16 protein-coding genes are annotated in these 19852 nt (G+C 39.9%); 14 read left to right on the top strand and 2 right to left on the bottom strand.

Going from position 1 to position 19852, the window contains the following annotated elements; genetic code table 11:
* The first annotated feature begins 78 nt into the window (after positions 1-78).
* The 3 genes from AY601_RS23735 to AY601_RS23725 all read left to right on the top strand — a co-directional run bounded on the left by AY601_RS23735 (position 79) and on the right by AY601_RS23725 (position 5942).
* The gene (locus AY601_RS23735; RefSeq protein ID WP_084359432.1) at positions 79-3345 is read left to right on the top strand and encodes a SusC/RagA family TonB-linked outer membrane protein; all 3267 of its coding nucleotides are present in this window, start codon (positions 79-81) and stop codon (positions 3343-3345) included.
* A 15-nt stretch (positions 3346-3360) separates the two neighbouring features.
* Entirely contained in the window at positions 3361-5076 is a 1716-nt protein-coding gene (locus AY601_RS23730; RefSeq protein WP_068406093.1) for a RagB/SusD family nutrient uptake outer membrane protein, read from the top strand.
* 83 nt (positions 5077-5159) lie between these two features.
* The gene (locus AY601_RS23725) at positions 5160-5942 is read left to right on the top strand and encodes a prolyl oligopeptidase family serine peptidase (RefSeq protein WP_068406090.1); all 783 of its coding nucleotides are present in this window, start codon (positions 5160-5162) and stop codon (positions 5940-5942) included.
* A gap of 155 nt (positions 5943-6097) precedes the next feature.
* Here the strand turns inward: AY601_RS23725 and AY601_RS23720 are convergent, their stop codons facing one another.
* Both AY601_RS23720 and AY601_RS23715 read right to left on the bottom strand, forming a co-directional pair.
* Positions 6098-6823: a YebC/PmpR family DNA-binding transcriptional regulator gene (locus AY601_RS23720; protein WP_068406087.1), complete on the bottom strand. Its 726-nt coding sequence runs from the start codon at positions 6821-6823 to the stop codon at positions 6098-6100.
* Between the two features lie 17 nt (positions 6824-6840).
* On the bottom strand, positions 6841-7791 hold the full coding sequence (locus AY601_RS23715; protein ID WP_068407912.1) for an NAD-dependent epimerase/dehydratase family protein: 951 nt from the start codon (positions 7789-7791) through the stop codon (positions 6841-6843).
* 281 nt (positions 7792-8072) lie between these two features.
* On the opposite strand from AY601_RS23715, the gene AY601_RS23710 reads away from it, so the two are divergent.
* The 11 genes from AY601_RS23710 to AY601_RS23660 all read left to right on the top strand — a co-directional run bounded on the left by AY601_RS23710 (position 8073) and on the right by AY601_RS23660 (position 19756).
* Positions 8073-8726, top strand: coding sequence for a gluconate 2-dehydrogenase subunit 3 family protein (locus tag AY601_RS23710; RefSeq protein WP_068406083.1), 654 nt, complete (start codon positions 8073-8075; stop codon positions 8724-8726).
* Positions 8727-8744: 18 nt separating this feature from the next.
* A complete protein-coding gene (locus tag AY601_RS23705) occupies positions 8745-10445 on the top strand; it encodes a GMC oxidoreductase (RefSeq protein ID WP_068406080.1) in 1701 nt (566 codons plus the stop codon).
* A complete protein-coding gene (locus tag AY601_RS23700) occupies positions 10445-11602 on the top strand; it encodes a Gfo/Idh/MocA family protein (protein WP_068406076.1) in 1158 nt (385 codons plus the stop codon). Before AY601_RS23705 ends, AY601_RS23700 begins: the two co-directional genes overlap by 1 nt.
* A gap of 6 nt (positions 11603-11608) precedes the next feature.
* On the top strand, positions 11609-12664 hold the full coding sequence (locus AY601_RS23695; protein WP_068406073.1) for a sugar phosphate isomerase/epimerase family protein: 1056 nt from the start codon (positions 11609-11611) through the stop codon (positions 12662-12664).
* A gap of 110 nt (positions 12665-12774) precedes the next feature.
* Positions 12775-13173, top strand: coding sequence for a c-type cytochrome (locus AY601_RS23690; protein WP_068406070.1), 399 nt, complete (start codon positions 12775-12777; stop codon positions 13171-13173).
* Positions 13174-13302: 129 nt separating this feature from the next.
* The gene (locus AY601_RS23685) at positions 13303-14760 is read left to right on the top strand and encodes a Gfo/Idh/MocA family protein (RefSeq protein ID WP_068406068.1); all 1458 of its coding nucleotides are present in this window, start codon (positions 13303-13305) and stop codon (positions 14758-14760) included.
* A gap of 20 nt (positions 14761-14780) precedes the next feature.
* Positions 14781-15473: a 3-keto-disaccharide hydrolase gene (locus AY601_RS23680; RefSeq protein ID WP_068406064.1), complete on the top strand. Its 693-nt coding sequence runs from the start codon at positions 14781-14783 to the stop codon at positions 15471-15473.
* Between the two features lie 44 nt (positions 15474-15517).
* Positions 15518-16765 (top strand): nucleoside permease, encoded by a 1248-nt coding sequence (locus AY601_RS23675; RefSeq protein WP_068407909.1) that lies wholly within the window; start codon positions 15518-15520, stop codon positions 16763-16765.
* A gap of 2 nt (positions 16766-16767) precedes the next feature.
* Entirely contained in the window at positions 16768-17670 is a 903-nt protein-coding gene (locus AY601_RS23670; protein ID WP_068406061.1) for a hydroxypyruvate isomerase family protein, read from the top strand.
* Between the two features lie 10 nt (positions 17671-17680).
* Complete coding sequence (locus AY601_RS23665) at positions 17681-18553, top strand: sugar phosphate isomerase/epimerase family protein (protein WP_068406058.1); 873 nt, start codon at positions 17681-17683, stop codon at positions 18551-18553.
* Between the two features lie 210 nt (positions 18554-18763).
* On the top strand, positions 18764-19756 hold the full coding sequence (locus tag AY601_RS23660) for an aspartate-semialdehyde dehydrogenase (RefSeq protein ID WP_068406055.1): 993 nt from the start codon (positions 18764-18766) through the stop codon (positions 19754-19756).
* The last annotated feature ends 96 nt before the right edge of the window (positions 19757-19852 follow it).

Genomic DNA, 19852 nt, shown 5'->3' with positions numbered 1-19852 from the left:
CTATTTATTCACCCTTAAAAAAACAATCTATAAAACAACTTTATAACTAATATCCCTTCACTAAACCAAATATAACTTATGCAACGAAATCTACCACTTTTCAAGAGGGTTCTCCTTCTCTTGTGCCTGGGCCTGTCATTCGCTATCGGCGCAATGGCCCAAAGCAAAATCACCGGAAAAGTCATCGGCAGCGATGATAAATTACCGGTCATCGGCGCTTCCATTAAAATCAAAAATGCTCCGGGTGGTACCACCACAGACGGAAATGGTGCATTCGCACTTCTTGTAAAACCAACTGACGTACTTGTTGTTTCCTTTGTTGGATACGGCTCTAAAGAGATTCCGGTTGGGAAACAAACCAATATCAGCGTAATTTTACTGGCCGACAACAACAACCTGACTGAGGTTATTGTAACGGGGTACTCTTCGCAACGTAAAAAGGATCTTACGGGTTCTGTAGCAGTGGTAAACATGGGCCTTTTAAAAGCCCAGCCAGCTGCAAGTGCTGTGGAAGCCTTACAAGGTAAGGCAACTGGTGTGCAGATCATCAACGATGGTGCGCCAGGTTCAACACCACAAATCAGGATCCGTGGTACAAGTACGATTAACAACAACGAACCTCTTTATGTAATCGATGGGGTACCATTTGAAGGCAAATTATCATGGCTTAATCAAAATGACATTGAAAGTCTTCAGGTACTGAAAGATGCGTCTTCGGCTTCCATCTATGGATCAAGAGCAAACAATGGTGTTGTAATTATCACGACTAAAAAAGGAGTGGCGGGCGCACCAAAAATTACATTGGATTCTTATTATGGTACTCAGACTCCAAGAAAAAGTAGTTTTCCAAAAATGATGAATCCTCAGCAATATGCACAGTATGTATTCGACGGTTATACCAATGCTGGAAAAAAGATTGCAGCGGGAACAAACTATGGAGTAGGTTCAGTTCCGACATTGCCGGAATACTTGGTTGCCGGTCAGGCTACAGGTCAGGAAATTACTGCTGCTGATTTAGATCCTTCAAAATATAATTACAGTCGCGACCCTAATAAATTTTACCAGATTACAAAAGCAAATCAACAGGGAACTAACTGGTTCGACGAGATTACAGACGTAGCTCCTATTCAGAATTACCAGTTAAGTGCCTCTGGCGGTGGAGAAAATGCGACTTATACACTTTCTGGCGGTTATCTGGATCAGAAAGGAACATTAAAGTATACAGGGTTTAAGCGCTATAATGTCAGATCCAATACCAGCGTTTCGGCCTTTAACAAAAAAGTACGCTTTGGTGAAAATATACAATATAGCTATTCTGAAGGTTATGGGATGGGCGTAAATCAAAACACTGCTGGAGATTACCAGGATCAGGGAAGTGCATTGGGCTGGGCTTATCGTATACCAACAATTATTCCTGTATATGATATCAATGGAAATTTTGCTGGTAGCAGAGGTAGCCAGCTGGGTAATGCTGAAAATCCATTGGCTGTCCTTTACCGCTCAAAAGACAATAAAAACAAAAGCAATTTCTTTTTCGGAAATGTATATGGAGAAGGTGACATTTTACCTGGTCTTGTATTAAAGACTAATTTTGGTCTGCGTTATGAGAACTACAACGGTTTATCGATGCGCTATCCTAATCTGGAATTCTCAGAAGGTAATAACTCCAATAGTTTAACTGAATACATGGGTTATAATACAGAATGGACCTGGTCAAATACATTAAACTATAGCAAAGTATTCAATGAGAAGCACAGATTGAATGTACTGGTTGGGTCAGAGGCTGTTAAATCAAATTCCCGTCAGCTTAGTGGTGGAAGAAACGATTTCTTCCTTTTGGGTAATCCGGACTATTATTACCTGAATACTGGCTCTTCTAACATCAATAACTCTAGTTACGGTGCCCTTGGCTCTCTCTTTTCTTTATTCGGAAAAGTTGACTATTCTTATCATGACCGTTATCTGGCTAGTATAACCCTTCGCCGTGATGGTTCTTCAAATTTTGGTCCCAATAACAAATATGGATATTTCCCTGCAGCAAGTGCCGCATGGAGAATTTCTGAAGAGGACTTTATGAAAAGTGTGAAGTGGGTATCTGATTTAAAATTCCGTGTAGGTTATGGACAAACTGGTAATCAGAGGATACCAGCAAATCAGTACGTTAACAGGTTTGAAAGTTCAATTGTTAATGCTGCATATGCTACTAATGGAGGCAACAAGCTGACTACTGGAGTTTGGCAAAAGGCTTTTCAAAACCCTGACATCAAATGGGAAACTGTAAAATCACTGAATGTAGGTCTTGACTTCACTTTATTGGATGGCGCGTTTGACGGATCGGCCGATTGGTACAGTAAAAAAACTACCGATATGCTTTATAATCTTCCGCAACCTTCAAGCGTAGTGGGAATGTCTGCATCACCTTATGTAAATATCGGCGATATGAGCAATAAAGGAATTGAGCTTAATGCAGCCTACCATTATGGAAGAAAATCTGACAGCCCTTTTAAGTTTGATATTGGCCTGAATTTCTCTAAAAACGTTAATAAAATCGACAAGCTTGCTCCTGGTATTTTCAACCAGGTGTATAATAACTATAGATCTTTACAGACTAGTGTAATACAAGAAGGTTCACCTTTTGGTTCATTCTTTGGATACAAAACAGCAGGGATCTATCAAAGTGCTGCCGATATTGCAAACAATCCATCTTATGCAGGGGCAAGAGTGGGTGGTTTACGCTATGCTGATATTAATGGTGATGGCATAATTGATGCTAAAGACCGTACGGTTATTGGAGATCCAAATCCAGACTTCACCTATGGTGTCAATTTAAACGCATCTTATAAAAACTTCGATATTTCAGCTTTCTTTTATGGAGTTCAGGGCAATGATATTTTCGAAGCAACACGTTACTTCACGGATTTCCCATCTTTTGATGGTGCAAAAAGCGCAAGATTGTTAGATGCGTGGAGCCCAACCAATACTTCAAGCCAGATCCCTTCGTCTTACGTGGGAGCATCAGACCTGGAATTTGCTTCTTCGAGTTATTATGTACAAAAAGGTAGTTTTTTCAGAATGAAAAATATCCAGATTGGTTATTCAATTCCAACGGCTAAAGCATTTGGTCCAAAATCCGGTATCAGCAGAATGAGAGTTTATGTAAGTGCGACCAATCTTTTCACGATCACCAAGTATACTGGTCTTGATCCTGAAGTAAGTCAAACGAGAGAATCTAGTAATTCTGTTGGTGGCGGTATGCCAGCTGATCAATTCTCAGCACTTGGTATTGACAAGGGAGTTTATCCTACGCCACGTCAATTTCTTATCGGTATTAATGTTGGATTTTAATTAAAAGAGACAAAGATGAAACACTTAAAATATATTTTCCTATCCTTTATAATATGCAGTACGCTATCCTGCAAGAAGTCATTTCTGACGGTTCAGCCGCAGGGCGAACTGACGATACCGCAATTAACTTCACAGGACGGTGTTGAAGGTTTATTGGTTGGTGCTTATGGTTTACTTAATGGTAATGTAAGCGGTACCTGGGGTAATTATGGTGCGGCTCCCAGCCAGTGGTTATTTGGTGAGGTTGCTTCAGATAATGCCCATAAAGGCAGTAGTAATGGTGATCAGCCCTTTATGAATGCGATAGAGCGTCACGCTCCAACAAGTACGAATGATAATCTTTCTAATATCTGGGATAGATGTTATGAAGGTATTCAGCGTTGCAACAACACATTGAAAGTTTTAGCCTCATTACAGGCTGGTGGTGGTACCGCTAAATTTGATGATGCCCGAGCGAAAGAGATTCAGGGTGAAGCCAGGATACTTCGTGCACATTATTATTTCTTTTTAGTAAGGATATTCAAAGTTGTACCTTATGTAACTGAAGCTACAAATGGAGCTATCTTACCAAATGATAAAGATATTTATCCTAACATCATAGAAGATCTTCAGTTTGCGGTAGCGAACCTGAATGTAACAAAACCAAAAGGTGAAAAAAGCCGTATGGATAAATACGCGGCACAGGCCTATCTTGGAAAGGTATTTTTATATCAGAAAAGATATGCTGAAGCTTATGCTATGCTGAATGCTGTCATAGTTGCAAAGCCAAGTCTTATCAATTTAGCTTATTCAGACAACTTCGATATTACTAAAGAAGATGGTCCGGAATCTATTGTTACTGTACAAAATTCTGTAGGAACAGATGGTACTGGTGGTGATAACGGGAACGTTGGGGACATGTTAAATTTCCCTTCTGGCAATGCACCAATTAATTGCTGTGGTTTCTTCCAGCCTACAATTGATTTGGCAAATGCATTCAGAGTAGATGCCGATGGCCTTCCATTACCTGTTGCGGCTTATCGCGCAACGCCTTATATTTCTGATTTTGGATTAGCAAAAGATCCAAAAATTGCTTACGCTTTGAATACAACGCTGGCTTTAGATCCAAGGATTGACCCTACCTTAGGCAGAAGAGGAGTTCCATTTCGTGACTGGGGTTTGATGCCTGGTGATTCCTGGATTCGTGATGCAAGTAATGGCGGACCTTTTCTTGCTGTTAAAAATACAATTGAAGTTGCCCAGTTTGCAAGTGGTGCTGCTCCTGGCAGTCCAAATGTTACTGGATTAAACGTTAATCTAATTCGCCTTGCAGATATTTATCTGATGGCTGCAGAGTGTGCAGTGGAGACTGGTGACCTTGGAAGAGCTTTAACTTTGGTAAACGCAGTAAGAGAACGCGCTTCAAAAATCCCTACTTTGCTGCTTCCAAATGGGCAACCTGCTGCCGCTTACAAAGTTAGCACCTATCCTTCTTTCCCAAGTGCTGATTATGCAAGAACTGCTGTTCGTACTGAACGCAGATTAGAATTAGCATTGGAAGGCCACAGGTTCTTTGACCTGGTACGCTGGGGTGTTGCTAAAACCACACTGGAAAGTTACTTCGCTTTTGAAGGTACCTACTTTGATTACCTTAAAGGTATCAGTCTAAAACCACGTGATGAGTACTGGCCATTACCACAAGATCAAATTGACAGAAGTAAGGGTCAATTGGTACAGAGTCCTGGTTATTAACCCATAAATGGCTTAGCCAGTTAAATAAACATTAATTCATTAAAACCCGCTTATATTCAAGCGGGTTTTTTTAATTTAGTTCTATGAAGCATTTTAAATTAATTCTCTGGTTCTCCCTCTTATTTACCCTGCAAACAATGGCTCAGGATTTCAAAAAATACGACAAAGGAAGTTTTATTGACGGCAAGGACAGTATCTCCTACCGTATCTTGTTCCCTGAACACTTCGATCCAAAACAAAAATATCCTGTCCTGTTTTTCCTTCATGGAAGTGGAGAGCGTGGAAATGACAATGAAAAACAATTACTGCATGGCGGAAAGCTGTTCTTGAGAAAAGATATCCGTGAACAATATCCCGCCATTATAGTTTTCCCTCAATGTTCAGAAGATAGCTTCTGGGCTAACGTGAAGATGTCTTCTGATTCTACCGGAAAAAGAATCTTCGATTATCAAAAAAGGGGAAAACCTACAAAAGCGATGAAAGCCCTTTTAGGAATGATTGATAATATTCTTGATAAACCTTATATCGATCATCAACAAGTTTATGTTGGCGGACTTTCTATGGGTGGTATGGGCACACTTGAACTTTTGAGACGCAAACCTAAAACATTCGCCGCTGCCTTTTCCATCTGCGGAGGTGATAACATTGCAAACGTTGAAAAATACAAGCATGTTCCACTTTGGATTTTCCACGGTGGTAAGGATGATGTGGTACCCCCAGCCGGTTCTACTGCAATCGCCAATCAATTAAAAATTATTGGTAAAGAGGTGAAATTTACGCTTTATCCTGATGCAAACCATAACAGCTGGGATTCCACTTTTGCAGAACCAAAGTTTCTACCGTGGTTATTCAGCCACAAGAAGTAGCCCCTTTGTTTTCTCCATCTATTCCAACTCCTCCAAATCCGGATGTCAATAAAAAAACCAGGAAGTAAGTTTTCTGATATTGTTCATTCTTCATGAACGTCAAAAGAAAACTACTTCCTGGTTTTTTTTATACTCAGAGGATATCCCCCTTATTCTTACTCTGCCATATTGTTATAAACAGCCTGTACATCGTCATCGTCTTCCAACTTATCAATAAGTTTAAAAACATCAAGTGCCTGCTCTTCAGAAATAGGAGTTGTAGACATTGCAATTCTTTCCAATTTCGCGCTTTTCATTTCAAAGCCTAAATCTTCCAGTGCCTTTTGCATTTTACCGAAATCTTCAAATGCTGTCTGAACAACTGCAATATCGTGGCCCTCTTCATCAGATTCCAGATAAAGCTCTTCCAGGCCTGCATCAATCAGTTCAAATTCCAGTTCTTCCAAATCTTTTTCTCCTGGTAAGAACCTAAAAATAGACTTACGGTTGAAAATGAAATCCAGAGAACCTGTTTTTCCTAAAGAACCACCGGTTTTACTGAAGTAACTACGCACATTAGCTACAGTTCTATTGGTATTGTCAGTAGCAGTTTCAATTAATATAGCTACACCATGAAGTGCATATCCTTCGTAAACATGCTCCTCGTAACCATTCTCATCCTTATTAGAAGCCCTTTTAATTGCAGCATCCACTCTGTCTTTCGGCATATTTACCGCTTTAGAGTTTTGGATCGCTGTACGTAAACGTGAATTCGTATCAGGATTCGGACCACCGTCCTTTACTGCCATTACAATCTCTTTCCCTATACGGGTGAACTGTACGGCCATTTTAGCCCAACGCTTAAATTTTCTTTCTTTTCTAAACTCAAATGCTCTTCCCATGGTATAAATTATATAGGTTACCCTACCTTTTTTAAATTGTTTAACATATCAATCGTCATTTTTGACAGATCAAATTCAGGCTTCCAACCCCAGTCACGTCTTGCAATCTGATCATCCATTGAACGGGGCCAGCTTGAAGCGATCTGTTGACGGGGATCATCAGCAGTATAAGTTAATGTAAATTCCGGAATATGTTTCCTTATTTCAGCGGCCAAAGTTTCAGGCGTAAAACTTACACCAGCAAAATTATAGCTCGAACGAATAGAAATACGGTCTGCCGGAGCATCCATCAATTCTATAGTTCCACGGATCGCATCATCCATGTACATCATTGGTAATTCTGTTTCTGCAGAAAGGAAAGAAGCATAATTAGCTTTCTTTAATGCGTCATGGAAAATATGGATGGCATAATCCGTTGTACCACCACCCGGGGCAGCTTTCCAGCTGATTAAACCTGGGTAACGGATACTGCGTACATCCAGACCAAATTTCTGATGATAATACTCACACCATCTTTCACCCGCTAATTTACTGATTCCGTAAACCGTATTCGGATCCATCACACAGTATTGTTCAGTCTGGTCCTTTGGAGAATTAGGGCCGAATACTGCAATGGAGCTTGGCCAGTAAACTTTGGCAGTTTTATAGACAATCGCCAGGTCAAGGATGTTCAGCAGACCATTCATATTTAGGTCCCAGGCAAGCTTTGGATTCTGCTCACCGGTAGCTGATAATAAGGCAGCCAGCAAATAAACCTGGCTAGGTTTGTATTTATTAAAAATGGTATTTAAAGTATCCTTCTCTAAAACATTAACGAACTCAAAAGGTCCTGAATTCTTAATGTCATAATCAGGACGTCGGATATCACAGGCCACTACATTGTCTTCACCATAAGTTTTGCGCAGCGCAGTAACCAGTTCAGTTCCTATCTGCCCATTAGAGCCTAATACTAGTATTTTTTCGGTCATTGGTCTTTTGATTTTGGCAAAGGTAAAAAATTGCATGAAACCTGTTGAAAAATGTTTTTACACAGGTATTGTTTATATTTAATAAGCGGTGTTAAAATAGCCCTTAGAAGGGTGTTTAGACATCCTTTTGCTAAATCCTTATTTAGAATGAATATAGGGTGTAACAAAAGCAAGAATATTGAAAATTAAATATCATTATTTTGTTCGTTACGTCTATTTTTTTTCTATTTTTAGTAGTTGATAGTGTATAAACAACACCTTAAATAACCAAATATCAAAGTATGGAAAGAAGAGACGCAGTCAGAAACATTGCCTTTTTAATGGGAGGCGCATTATCTGCTACTACAATCGGAGTATTTCTTGACAGCTGTAACACCCCTTCCACTAAGAAAGGATCGGGACTATTTTCAGCAGATCAGGACCAGTTGATCACTGAAGTAGCTGACATTATTATCCCGTCAACTAAAACACCGGGTGCAAAAGCAGCAGGTGTAGGGCCATGGATTTCAATGATGGTCAGGGATTGTTACCCTAAAGAGGCACAAGACGTATTTGTGAAAGGTCTTGAAGATCTGGAAGCACGTTCTAAAAAAGAATACAACAATTCATTCCTTAAAATTTCTGTAAAAGAACGCGGAGAATTACTTGGAAAAGTAAGAGATGAGACCGTTGCTGCTCAGAAAGCTGATGGTGAAAAAGCCGCAGCTGCAGAAAAAGCTAAAGGAACTGGAAAAACTTTGACAAATACTGTTAAAGCTGCTAAATATGGCCCACAAGGCCCTTCTTACTTTTTTGCCATCGCAAGGGATTTAACCATGCTAGGTTATTTCACTTCAGAAATCGGTGCAACACAAGCGTTAGAGTACATTGACGTTCCTGGCCGTTACAATGGCTGTGTTGATTTAAAACCTGGACAAAAAGTTTATTCTTCTTAATTTCTATTTACAAAACACATGAATTTAAACACAAAAGCAACCGCACAAAATACATACGATGCTATCGTAGTCGGATCAGGAATAAGTGGAGGATGGGCAGCAAAAGAACTAACTGAAAAAGGACTTAAAGTTCTGTTGCTTGAACGCGGCAGAAACATTGAACATATAAAAGACTATACTACAGCAATGAAAAAGCCATGGGAATTTGAACACCGTGGTAAATTAACTGAAGTACAAAAAGATGCACACCCGGTACAAAAGCGTGATTATCCTTACCAGGAATTCAATGAAAGCTTTTGGGTGAATGACCACGAATGTCCGTATACAGAAGTTAAACGTTTTGACTGGTACCGCGGATTTCACGTGGGTGGAAAATCATTGATGTGGGGCCGTCAAAGTTACCGTTTCAGTGACCTGAACTTTGAAGACAATAAAAAAGATGGTCATGGTAATGACTGGCCTATCAGATATAAAGACTTAAGCCCATGGTATGACCATGTAGAAAAGTTTGCAGGAATTAGTGGTCAGGTAGAAAACTGGCCTGCTTTACCTGATGGACACTTTCTGCCACCAATGGAAATGAATTGCGTGGAAAAAGATGTTAAAAAGAGAATAGAAGATAAGTGGAAGAAATCACGTATCATGACTATTGGCCGTACAGCAAATCTGACTGTTCCCCATGGAGGAAGAGGAAGTTGCCAATACCGTGACAGATGTAGCAGAGGTTGTCCTTTTGGTGCTTATTTCAGTACACAGTCTTCTACCCTTCCGGCTGCAGTAGCTACTGGAAACCTTACTTTACGCCCTTTCTCTTTGGTAGACCATATTGTTTATGACAAAGAAACGCAGAAAGCAACAGGTGTAGTGATCATCGATTCAGAGACTAAAGAAAACATAGAATACTTTGCAAAGATTGTCTTTGTAAATGGTTCTACTTTAGGCAGTACTTTCTTATTGTTAAATTCAACTTCTGCTGAGCATCCTAATGGTTTAGGGAATGCGAGTGGTGAGCTTGGACACAATTTAATGGATCACCATTTTCGTTGTGGTGCTTCTGGAGATGCAGAAGGTTTTGACGATAAATATACTTATGGCCGCAGGGCAAATGGTATTTATGTACCAAGATACCAGAACATGGGTGGCGATAAACGTGATTATTTACGTGGATTCGGTTATCAAGGTGGTGCAAGCCGCACAGGATGGCATAAAGATGTCGCTGAACTTGCTTTTGGTGGCGACTTTAAAGATCTGATGACACAGCCAGGTGCCTGGAAAATGGGATTAGGTGGTTTCGGGGAGTCTCTTCCTTACCATGAAAACAGGGTTTATATCGATAAAACCAAAAAAGATAAATGGGGTATGCCGGTATTGGCTATTGACTGTGAGTTTAAAGGTAACGAAGAAAAAATGCGTATTGACATGATGAATGATGCAGCAGAAATGCTGGAAGCAGCAGGAATCAAGAATATACAAACTTATGATGCGGGATCAACTCCAGGTATGGCTATCCATGAGCAAGGAACAGCCCGTATGGGAAATGATCCTAAGACTTCGGTATTAAATAAATGGAACCAGATGCATGAAGTTAAAAATGTGTTTGTAACGGATGGCTCTTGTATGCCATCGATTGCTTGTCAAAATCCTTCGCTGACTTTTATGGCTTTGACAGCAAGAGCAGCAGATTTTGCAGTAAGTGAACTAAAAAAAGGTAATCTTTAATGAACGGTAAAATAAGAATGGGGATGATCGGTGGCGGTAAAAATGCTTTTATAGGCGCCGTCCACCGTATCGCAGCCAATATAGATGGTCAGATAGAACTGGTTTGCGGAGCTTTAAGTTCCAATCCTGAAACCGCAAAGGAATCGGGCGAATTATTGTTCCTGGCAGCAGACAGAAATTACGGGACTTACCAGGAGATGATCGAAAAAGAGAGTCTCCTGCCTGCAACTGCAAGAATGCATTTTGTAACTATTGTTACACCTAATTTTGCGCATTTTGCACCTGCAATGATGGCATTGGAACATGGTTTCCATGTGGTGATTGACAAGCCGATCAGCTTGACACTGGCAGAAGCTAAACTACTCAGAGACAAAATATTGGAAACTGGTTTAACGTTAGCACTTACCTATACGTATTCTGGTTATCCGATGGTTAAACAGGCCCGTCAAATGGTAAAAGATAATGCTTTCGGGAAGATCAGAAAAATCCTGGTAGAATATCCTCAGGGCTGGCTAAGTTTACCTTCTGAACGTGATGGCAACAAACAATCTGCGTGGAGAACTGATCCTTCGAAAAGTGGGATTAGTGGTTGTATGGGTGACATCGGAACACATGCTGCACAGCTTGCCGAATATATTTCAGGTTTAGAGATTACAAAAATCTGCGCAGACCTCAATATCATGGTAGATGGCCGCGCGCTTGATGATGATGGAAACGTTTTGCTCAAGTTCAACAACGGAGCAAATGGTGTTTTAGTGGCTTCACAGATTGCTGCGGGAGAAGAAAATGCATTGAAGATTAAAGTTTACGGGGAAAAAGGAAGCCTGGAATGGCACCAGGAAGAACCGAATACGCTGAAAGTAAAATGGCTGGATGCCCCCACTCAACTTTACCGCGCCGGACAAGGTTATTTAACCTCTGCGGCACAGTTTAATGCGAGAACACCAGCAGGACATCCGGAAGGTTATCTGGAAGCTTTTGCGAACATTTACCGGAATTTCGCGTTAACTTTAAAATCAAAGCAAGAAGGTAAAACCCCTACTCCGGAAATGTTAGATTTTCCTGGCGTAGAAGATGGTGTACGTGGAATGGCATTTATAGAAAATGTAGTGGCCTCAGGGCTGTCAGATCAGAAATGGTTTGATTTTAAAATATAAATAACGATGACAACAATCAAAGGACCAGCAGTTTTTTTAGCCCAGTTTATTGGAGACCAGGCCCCGTTCAATTCCCTTGACGGGATTTGTCAGTGGGCGGCAGATTTAGGGTTTAAAGGTATACAAATGCCAACCCTGGATAATAGATTTATTGACTTGCAGCAAGCAGCAGAGAGTAAAACCTATGCGGATGAACTGAAAGGAAAAATCAATTCATATGGCCTGGAAATTACAGAACTTTCTACGCATATTCAAGGTCAGTTAATCGCAGTTAATCCTGCTTATGACAAGGTATTTGATGGTTTCGCGCCAGCTGCTTATCATAATAATCCTGCAGCCAGAACTGAGTGGGCAGTACAGCAGCTGAAATATGCGGCAAAGGCTTCTCAGCATCTTGGTTTGAATGCACATGCTACTTTTAGTGGTTCTCTTTTATGGCATATGTTCCATCCCTGGCCACAAAGACCAGAAGGGTTAGTAGAGGAAGGTTTTAAAGAACTTGCCCGCCGCTGGTTACCGATATTAAATGAATTTGACACTTGTGGTGTAGATGTTTGTTATGAGATCCATCCTGGTGAAGATTTGTTCGACGGGATAACTTATGAGATGTTTTTGGAGCAGGTAAATTTCCATCCAAGAGCATGTTTATTATATGATCCGTCACACTTTGTATTACAACAACTGGATTACATCCAGTATATTGATCTGTATCATGAAAGAATTAAAGCTTTCCATGTAAAGGATGCAGAATTTAACCCAACTGGCAGACAAGGTACTTTTGGCGGTTACCAAAGCTGGGCAAACCGTGCAGGGCGTTACCGTTCTCCGGGAGATGGACAGGTAGATTTCAAAACTATCTTCAGTAAATTAGCTCAGTATGATTTTAAAGGTTGGGCAGTAATGGAATGGGAATGCTGTATTAAAGATTCTGAGACTGGTGCAAGAGAGGGTGCTGAGTTTATTAAAAACCACATCATTCCGGTAACCACCAGAGCATTTGATGATTTCGCTGCGACAGGTGCAGATTCAGAATTCAACAAACAAATATTAGGTATAAAATAAATAGTAAAACACAAACACACAAAAGAATGAAACCTGAATGAGCTTACCTTTTATAAGCAGGATAAAAAGCTCAGGAAAGCTTCATAACCATTAAGAAGAACAAGAACATTATGAAAAAGACACTGTTAATTTTGGGATGTATTAGTTTAGCGATAGCTTCTTGCGGAAACCCGGGAGCTACTACTGAAGGATCAACTACAGCAGCTTCAACAGATACTGAAACTACGGTAAAGGCACAAACTCCATCAGAAATGTTGCCTGGTGAAAAACTAATAGCTACAGCAGATTGTATCGGCTGCCATAACAAAACTCAAAAGGTAATCGGACCTGCCTATGTAGATATCGCAGCAAAATACCCTTCAAGCGAAGAAAATATCAATAAATTAGCTGATGTAGTGATTGCCGGAAGTAAAGGAACCTGGGGCGATCTGCCAATGACTCCTCACCCTAACTTAAGCAAAGACGATGCAAAACAAATGGTGACCTGGATTTTGTCACTAAAAAAATAAGTTCTCCGGAACATCAACATATCCCTATCTAACCAAATAGTATTAAGCATGAAACCTGCATGAGTTTACACTCAGCGTTTAGCTGACAAAACTCATGCAAGCTTCATAACCTAAAACCAATATAATCTGATGAAAAAAACCAACAAAGAGATAGACGCGTCTAACAGGCGTTCGTTTCTTAAGACAACAGCAATAGCCGCAGCTTCATTTATGATTGTACCCCGCCATGTATTGGGAGGCAATGGATTTATAGCGCCGAGTGACAGATTAATAGTAGCAGGAGTTGGAGCAGGTGGGAAAGGTGGTTCAGATATTGCAAATTTTGCTAAAAGCGGAAAAGCAGATATCGGATTTTTATGTGATGTAGATACAAACAGAGCTGCGGGATCAGTGAAAAGCTTCCCTAAAGCTAAATTTTATAAAGACTGGCGCGAATTGCTTGATAAAGAGCATAAAAACTTTGATGCAGTTAGTGTTTCAACGCCAGATCATAGTCATGCAATGATTGCCCTTGCTGCCATGCAGTTGGGTAAACATGTATATGTTCAAAAACCATTAACGCATGATATTTATGAGGCCAGAAAGCTAACAGAAGCGGCTAAAAAATATAAAGTGGTTACGCAAATGGGTAACCAGGGTGCCTCAAATGATGGTCCCCGTCAAATGAAAGAATGGTATGATGCTGGTCTGATTGGAGATGTACATACCGTTTATGCCTGGACAGATCGTCCGGTATGGCCGCAAGGTATTCCATGGTCTGCAAACAAAGCTGATATTCCTAAAAACCTGGATTGGGATTTATGGCTGAACAGTGCTCCTTACAAAGATTACGTAGAAAAACTTGTTCCTTTTAACTGGAGAGGCTGGTGGGATTATGGAACAGGTGCATTAGGAGATATGGGATGCCATTTGCTGGAAGCTCCTTTTAGTGTGCTTGGTTTAAAGTATGCTTCTGAAGTAGAAGCCAGTGTTGGTTCTGTTTATGTCGATGAATTTAAACGCGGTTATTTCCCGGATAGTTGCCCGCCTTCAAGTCACGTAACGTTAAAATTCCCTAAAACTGCTAAAACTCAGGGCGATGTTACCGTACATTGGATGGATGGTGGTATTCAACCCACGCGTCCGGAAGAACTGGAAGCCAATGAAGTATTTGGTGATGGTGGTAATGGAACGTTATTCATCGGAACAAAAGGAAAAATGGTGAGTGAAACCTATAGCGCGAATCCTCGTCTTTTACCATTGAGCCGTAATAAGGACATTAAAGTTCCTGAAAAATTTGCGCGTGTACCGAAAGGCGCAGAAGGTCACTATGCGCAATGGGTTGAGGCTTGTATCGCCGGTCATGGCAAAAAAGAACTGAGTTCTCCGTTCGAAATTGCAGGCCCGCTTACCGAAGCCTTGTTAATGGCTAACCTTGCGATCAGAGCAAATGATGTACAACGCAAAGATGCCAATGGAAAAGTTAGTTATCCTGGCAGAAATATCAAACTGTTATGGGATAATGACAATATGAAAGTTACCAATTTTGATGCTGTAAACCAGTACGTCAAACGCGAATACCGCAAAGGATGGACACTGGGTGCTTAATTTTATCTAAAACAACTTATATGAAGACTTACGCAATTTCTGCGATACTGGTATTTACAATGATTGGCTTCAACGCACAAGCTCAGCGTTCAAAAAAAGGGTTCACTTCTTTATTTGATGGAAAAACGACTAAAGGATGGCATAGCTATGGAAAAACTGCTGTCGGAAAAGGCTGGAAAGTTGAAAATGGTGCAATACATCTTGACCCTAAATCTAAACAAAAAGACGATGGTGACCTGATTACGGATAAAGAATATGCAAACTTCCATTTAAAAATTGACTGGAAAGTAGCCCCTAAATCTAATAGTGGTATCTTATTCCACGTCAATGAGAATCCGGAGAAATACCATCAAACTTATAGTACTGGCCCTGAAATGCAGGTAATTGACAATGATGGACACCCTGATGGAAAGATTATTAAACACCGTGCAGGTGATTTGTACGACCTGGTAAAAAGCAGCTCAGAACCTGTTAAACCCGTTGGACAATGGAATACTGCCGAAATTATCAGTAATAAAGGTAAATTAGAATTTATATTGAATGGCGTAAAAACAGTTTCAACTACACAGTTCGATGAGAACTGGAAAGCACTGATCGCAGGTAGCAAATTTGCTAAATGGGAAGGTTTTGGAGCATTTACAAAAGGAAAGATTGCATTACAAGATCACGGAGATGAAGTTTGGTTCCGTAATATTATGATCAAAGAACTGTAAGCTTGTTTAATTCTGATACACCTTAAAAACCTTTAAACTATATGATGAATATCAATACCCGTATTAAATTATCAACTATGATGTTCCTGGAGTTCTTTATCTGGGGTTCATGGTTTGTTACGCTGGGTACTTTCTTAGAAAAAAACCTGCATGCTACAGGTGCGGACTCAGCTGCTGTATTCTCTACGCAGTCATGGGGAGCGATTATTGCCCCTTTTATTATCGGACTGATTGCCGACAGATTCTTTAATGCAGAGAAAATTCTCGGTGTACTGCATCTGATCGGAGCGGTGTTAATGTACCAGATGTATACAGCAACGGATGTAAATGTATTCTATCCTTATGTTTTAGGTTACATGATCCTGTTCATGCCTACCCTGGCATTGGTAAATTCAGTATCATTTAATCAGATGAAAGATGCTGAAAAAGAGTTTTCAAATATCAGGTTCTGGGGTACTATCGGATGGATTGTTGCCGGATTATGTATCAGTTATTTATTCTTATGGGATTCAAAAGCTGGGATGGATTCAGGGCTGTTAAAAAACACTTTCCTGATGGCCGGAGTAGCTTCTCTGATTTTAGGTTTGTTTAGTTTTGCATTGCCTAAAACCCCACCAAAAGTATCTAAAGATGATAAAGTTACGATCTCAGATATCCTGGGTTTAGATGCTTTGAAATTACTGAAGGATAAAAACTTCGCGGTTTTCTTCGTATCTGCGATTTTAATCTGTATCCCGCTTGCTTTTTATTATCAGAATGCAAATCTTTTCTTATCCAATATTGGTGTAGAGGGGCCTACTGGTAAAATGGCAATCGGACAAGTATCTGAAGCCTTATTTTTATTAATGATACCTGTATTCTTCAAAAGATTCGGATTTAAAACCACGATCCTGGTGGGCATGATTGCATGGGCAATTCGTTATGCATTATTCGCTTATGGTAATGCTGGTGAATTAAGCTTTATGCTAATTATCGGTATTGCTTTACATGGTGTATGCTATGACTTCTTCTTTGTATCGGGACAGATTTACACGAATTCAAGAGCTGGAGAAAAATATAAAAGTGCTGCTCAGGGTTTAATTACGCTGGCTACTTATGGTGTAGGGATGCTGATTGGCTTTAAAGTTGCTGGTATGATTACTGACAGCTATAAATTAGTTGATGGCACTGTAGACTGGAAAATGGTTTGGATCATCCCTGCAGGAATTGCATTGGTTGTATTCCTGCTTTTCACCGTTTTCTTTAATGAGAAGCGTAAAAGAGTTGTGGACACTCAATTTAACGAAGTTTAAAGATGGGAACTGAGCAAAGCCGCAGAAATGCGTTGAAAACAATGATTACAGGTTCAGCAATTTTGGGACTGTCTGCTACGATCCCCTCTTACGCTGCAGAAAGGGAATCAGGCAATACTCCTTTAAAAAATAATGCCCCTTTAAAAGGAAATGTGAACCATTCTGTTTGCCGCTGGTGTTTCAGTGACATTGAATTGGATGAACTTTGTATTGCTGTCAAAGGAATGGGTTTGAAAGCAATAGACCTTGTAGGGCCTGCTGAATGGCCTGTTTTGAAGAAACATGGATTGTATTCTTCGATGTGCAATGGTGCAGAAATTAATCTGACTGATGGCTGGAATGATAAAGCCTTTCATCCGAAACTGATAGAGAATTATACAAAAATGATTCCTCTGGTAGCGGAAGCCGGGTATAAAAATCTGATTTGTTTTAGCGGAAGCCGCAGAGGCAAAACGGATGAAGAAGGATGGAATAATTGTGTAGAAGGATTAAAGCAGGTTATCGGGCTTGCCGAAAAACACAATGTTGTGCTCGTGATGGAGTTACTGAATAGTAAAATTGATCACAAAGATTATCAATGTGACCATACTGCCTGGGGTGCTGAACTGGCTAAAAGACTGGGTTCAGAAAACTTTAAGCTGCTATACGACATTTATCATATGCAAGTTGATGAAGGTGACGTTATTCATAATATCAGAACTTATCATCCATATATTGCGCATTACCATACTGCAGGTGTTCCTGGCAGAAATGAAATAGATGATACACAGGAGCTTTTTTATCCTGCAATCATCAAAGCTATATTGGCAACAGGTTTTAAAGGATACATCGCACAGGAATTTATTCCAAAACAGAAGGATAAACTTCAGTCCTTAAGAAACGCGATAAAAATTTGTGACTTATAAAGATTTAATTATGAATTCAAGAAGAAATTTCATCAAACAGGCGGGTTTAGCTGCGGCAGGTGCTGTGGTATTACCCTCCCTAACCTTTGCTGCTGCCCCGGCTAAAGTTGTTGGTTTACAACTTTATTCCTTAAGAGCACAATTACCACCTGATGTAGCTGGTACGATTGCTAAAGTTGCAAAAGCTGGTTACAAAGAAGTAGAGACTTATGGTTATTCATTAAATGGTAAGTACTGGGGTTTAGACCCTAAGGCTTTTAAAACTTTACTCTCAAATAATGGATTAACTGCGCCAAGCGGGCATTATGGAATGGATAAGTTCATTGGAACTGGTAACGCAGATGAGCTTAAAAGCTATATAGAGGCAGCGAATACAATTGGCAGCAGCTATATCGTAGTCCCTTATTTAGGGGATAATTTACGCAAAACAGAAGACGACTGGAAGAAAGTTGCAGCAAGATTAAATGAAGCTTCAGCGATCTGTAAAGCAAGCGGACTAGGCCTTGGTTACCATAACCACAACTTTGAGTTTGTAAAATATGGTGAAAAGACTGGTTATGAAATTCTGCTAAAAGAAACAGATCCGAATGCAGTTAAGTTTGAAATGGACTTATACTGGGTTGTAAGATCAGGTAATGATCCAATCAAATTATTTACTGATCACCCGGGACGTTTTCCAATGTGGCATGTAAAAGATATGGACAAAGTTGACAACACGATTAATACAGAAGTAGGTTCTGGTAAGATTGACTTTAAAGCAATCTATAAAGGAGCTAAACTAGCAGGATTAAAACACCTGATTGTAGAGCAGGAGAACTACAGCATTGATCCATATGTAAGTATTAAGCAAAGTGCAGATTACGTCAAAAAGTCAATCTTATAAATACAATATTTTAGAGGCGGGCTTAAAAATAAGCCCGCCTTTTTTGTGCAGTAAGGTTTCCTGAAATCAGAAAAATGCTTCATAAAGCGCTGGCTTTAAGAAACTATTTAAACAGATGCTAAGGAAAAAGCGAAGTTTTTTCCCATATTTGGAATATGGTGTATGATCCTAATAAACTTTAAATAAAACCATTAAAAAAAAAATCGAAACATGAAAATTGCAGTTGTAGGTGCTACTGGTTTAGTAGGCACTGTTATGTTAAAAGTACTAGAAGAGCGTAATTTCCCGTTGACCGAACTAATTCCGGTTGCATCTGAGAAGAGTGTTGGTAAAGAAATCACATTCAAGGGTAAGAAGTTCAAGGTCGTTAACATGGAAACAGCAATTGCGATGAAACCTGATGTGGCTTTATTCTCTGCAGGTGGCAATACTTCTTTAAAATATGCACCTTTATTCGCAGAAGCAGGAACAACAGTGATTGACAATTCATCTGCATGGCGTATGGATCCATCTAAAAAACTGATTGTACCAGAGGTTAATGGACATGAACTATCAATTGATGATAAGATTATTGCTAATCCAAACTGTTCAACGATACAAATGGTAGTGGCTTTAAAACCATTACATGATAAATACAGAATTAAACGTGTAGTTGTTTCTACTTACCAGTCTGTTACCGGAACTGGTGTTAAAGCTGTAGCGCAAATGATGAATGAGCGCAAAGGTATTTTAGATGGCCCGATGGCTTATCCTCACCAGATCGACTTAAACGTTATTCCACAGATTGATGTATTCGAAGAAAACGGGTATACCAAAGAAGAAATGAAAATGATCAAAGAAACCCGTAAAATTATGGGCGACGATAGCATCCGCGTTACAGCAACAACAGTAAGGATCCCTGTTATGGGTGGTCACTCAGAGTCTGTGAACATAGAGTTTGAAAGTGAATTTGATGTAGCTGAGATCAGATCAATATTAGAGAAAACAGAAGGCATTATCGTAGTAGATGACATTGCAAATCTTAAATACCCAATGCCAAAAGATGCACATGAAAAAGATGAAGTATTTGTAGGCCGTATCAGAAGAGACGAATCTTTACCAAACACTGTAAACATGTGGATTGTTGCGGATAACCTGCGTAAAGGTGCTGCAACGAATACCGTGCAGATTGCCGAATTTTTACTGAGAAAAGAACTGATCTAAGCTGGTTCTTTAAAATACAGGATGTGGTGTTAATCTGGCAAAATGCTCGAATAACACCACATTTTTTTGTTATTAGTCTTTTGCTTTCCCGTTATT

The organism is Pedobacter cryoconitis (genome assembly GCF_001590605.1).
GTDB classification, from domain to species: Bacteria; Bacteroidota; Bacteroidia; order Sphingobacteriales; family Sphingobacteriaceae; genus Pedobacter; species Pedobacter cryoconitis_A.
The sequence above is the reverse complement of the archived record's forward strand: the minus strand, read 5'-3'. Positions and strand labels throughout refer to the sequence as shown.

Bases quoted from the DNA above. Each gene is read 5' to 3' on its own strand.
- AY601_RS23735 (WP_084359432.1), top strand. From the start codon at position 79: ATGCAACGAAATCTACCACTTTTCAAGAGGGTTCTCCTTCTCTTGTGC.
- AY601_RS23730 (WP_068406093.1), top strand. From the start codon at position 3,361: ATGAAACACTTAAAATATATTTTCCTATCCTTTATAATATGCAGTACG.
- AY601_RS23725 (WP_068406090.1), top strand. From the start codon at position 5,160: ATGAAGCATTTTAAATTAATTCTCTGGTTCTCCCTCTTATTTACCCTG.
- AY601_RS23720 (WP_068406087.1), bottom strand. From the start codon at position 6,823: ATGGGAAGAGCATTTGAGTTTAGAAAAGAAAGAAAATTTAAGCGTTGG.
- AY601_RS23715 (WP_068407912.1), bottom strand. From the start codon at position 7,791: ATGACCGAAAAAATACTAGTATTAGGCTCTAATGGGCAGATAGGAACT.
- AY601_RS23710 (WP_068406083.1), top strand. From the start codon at position 8,073: ATGGAAAGAAGAGACGCAGTCAGAAACATTGCCTTTTTAATGGGAGGC.
- AY601_RS23705 (WP_068406080.1), top strand. From the start codon at position 8,745: ATGAATTTAAACACAAAAGCAACCGCACAAAATACATACGATGCTATC.
- AY601_RS23700 (WP_068406076.1), top strand. From the start codon at position 10,445: ATGAACGGTAAAATAAGAATGGGGATGATCGGTGGCGGTAAAAATGCT.
- AY601_RS23695 (WP_068406073.1), top strand. From the start codon at position 11,609: ATGACAACAATCAAAGGACCAGCAGTTTTTTTAGCCCAGTTTATTGGA.
- AY601_RS23690 (WP_068406070.1), top strand. From the start codon at position 12,775: ATGAAAAAGACACTGTTAATTTTGGGATGTATTAGTTTAGCGATAGCT.
- AY601_RS23685 (WP_068406068.1), top strand. From the start codon at position 13,303: ATGAAAAAAACCAACAAAGAGATAGACGCGTCTAACAGGCGTTCGTTT.
- AY601_RS23680 (WP_068406064.1), top strand. From the start codon at position 14,781: ATGAAGACTTACGCAATTTCTGCGATACTGGTATTTACAATGATTGGC.
- AY601_RS23675 (WP_068407909.1), top strand. From the start codon at position 15,518: ATGAATATCAATACCCGTATTAAATTATCAACTATGATGTTCCTGGAG.
- AY601_RS23670 (WP_068406061.1), top strand. From the start codon at position 16,768: ATGGGAACTGAGCAAAGCCGCAGAAATGCGTTGAAAACAATGATTACA.
- AY601_RS23665 (WP_068406058.1), top strand. From the start codon at position 17,681: ATGAATTCAAGAAGAAATTTCATCAAACAGGCGGGTTTAGCTGCGGCA.
- AY601_RS23660 (WP_068406055.1), top strand. From the start codon at position 18,764: ATGAAAATTGCAGTTGTAGGTGCTACTGGTTTAGTAGGCACTGTTATG.